The sequence below is a fragment of the Nocardiopsis sp. TNDT3 genome (genome assembly GCF_003427465.1).
GTDB lineage: Bacteria > Actinomycetota > Actinomycetes > Streptosporangiales > Streptosporangiaceae > Nocardiopsis > Nocardiopsis dassonvillei.
Map to the genome: position 1 here is coordinate 1 of NZ_QPFC01000845.1, position 1,238 is coordinate 1,238.

The following is a 1,238-nucleotide window of genomic DNA, read 5'->3' on the forward strand; positions in this document are numbered from 1 at the left end:
GCGGGGCGGGGTGGGGCCCGTCCGCGACCCGCTCCGTCCGGTGGACCGATCTCGCGTGGCCGCATGTGGACATGTAGTACGTTGCCTTGCGGCCACGGGTAGGTGTTCGAGGAAAAGCAGCCGGAGGATCATTCGTGCCGTTCACTTCTGATGCGGCGCGGCGCAGGTCCCGCGTACCGGGTGGCGGCGGGGCGCTCACCGCCTTCGCCCTGTCCTACCGGGTCCGCTTCGCACAGGCGCTGACGCTCACGCTCGTCACCGCGCTCCTCGTGGCGCCGGTGCACACCGGCGCGCTGGAACCCGCCGAGGCGAGCCTGGAGGAGTTCCGGGAGAGGGCCGAGACCGCCTCCCAGGAGCTGGAGGAGGCCAACCAGGACCTCGTCGACCGCCAGGACGCGCTGGAGGACGCCCAGTCGGAGCTGGTCCAGACCATCTACGACCTCCAGCAGACCGAACTCGAACTCAACGAGATGCGCGAACCGCTGGCCCAGCTGGCCAGCACGCTGTACAAGCAGCCCGACGGCGGCATGCTCGCCGTCCTGGCGTCGGGGTCCCTCACCGAGGACCTGCAGATCCAGTCCTACGCGGCGAAGATCTCCGAGGACAACCAGATGCTCATCCAGGACGCCACGGACCTGCGTGAGGAGCAGGTCGAGCTGGCGAGCCAGGCGCAGGAGCTCCAGACCACCACCCAGCTCGAACAGGTCGAGCTGGCCGCGGACATCGAGGCCCTGCGCGAGCGGTCCGAGCAGACCACGAACGAGCTGGTGCAGGAGCTGGAGGACCGCGGCATCGACCCGGAGGCCTACATGGCCGCCGGGGACTGCGACCCGTCCGCCGCCGCGAACGCCGAGGGGGCGGCCAACGGCCTGCTCCCGGCCAACTCCCTGTGCGACCTCTACGACGACAAGAAGCTGCGCGCCGACGCGGCCGTGGACTTCCTCCAGCTCAACGCCAGGTACGTGGACGAGTTCGGCGAGAACATCTGCATCACCAGCGCCTACCGCGACCTGCCCAACCAGCACCGCGTCTACGGACAGGTCGCGCCGGGCTTCGCGGCCGTCCCCGGCACGAGCAACCACGGCCTGGGACAGGCCATCGACCTCGGCTGCGGCATCCAGAACTACCGGTCCGACCGCTGGCTCTGGATGGAGGCCAACGGCGCCGACTTCGGCTGGCACCACCCTGCCTGGGCCAAGTCCAGTCCCTTCGAGCCCTGGCACTGGGAGTACACCGGC

Annotated in this window: 1 protein-coding gene; it reads left to right on the forward strand. The window is 69.9% G+C overall.

Annotated elements, in window-relative coordinates; translation table 11 throughout:
* Nucleotides 1-134 precede the first annotated feature (134 nt).
* On the forward strand, nt 135-1,238 hold a 1,104-nt coding region (locus DQW06_RS20375), incomplete at its 3' end, for a M15 family metallopeptidase (protein ID WP_013155095.1).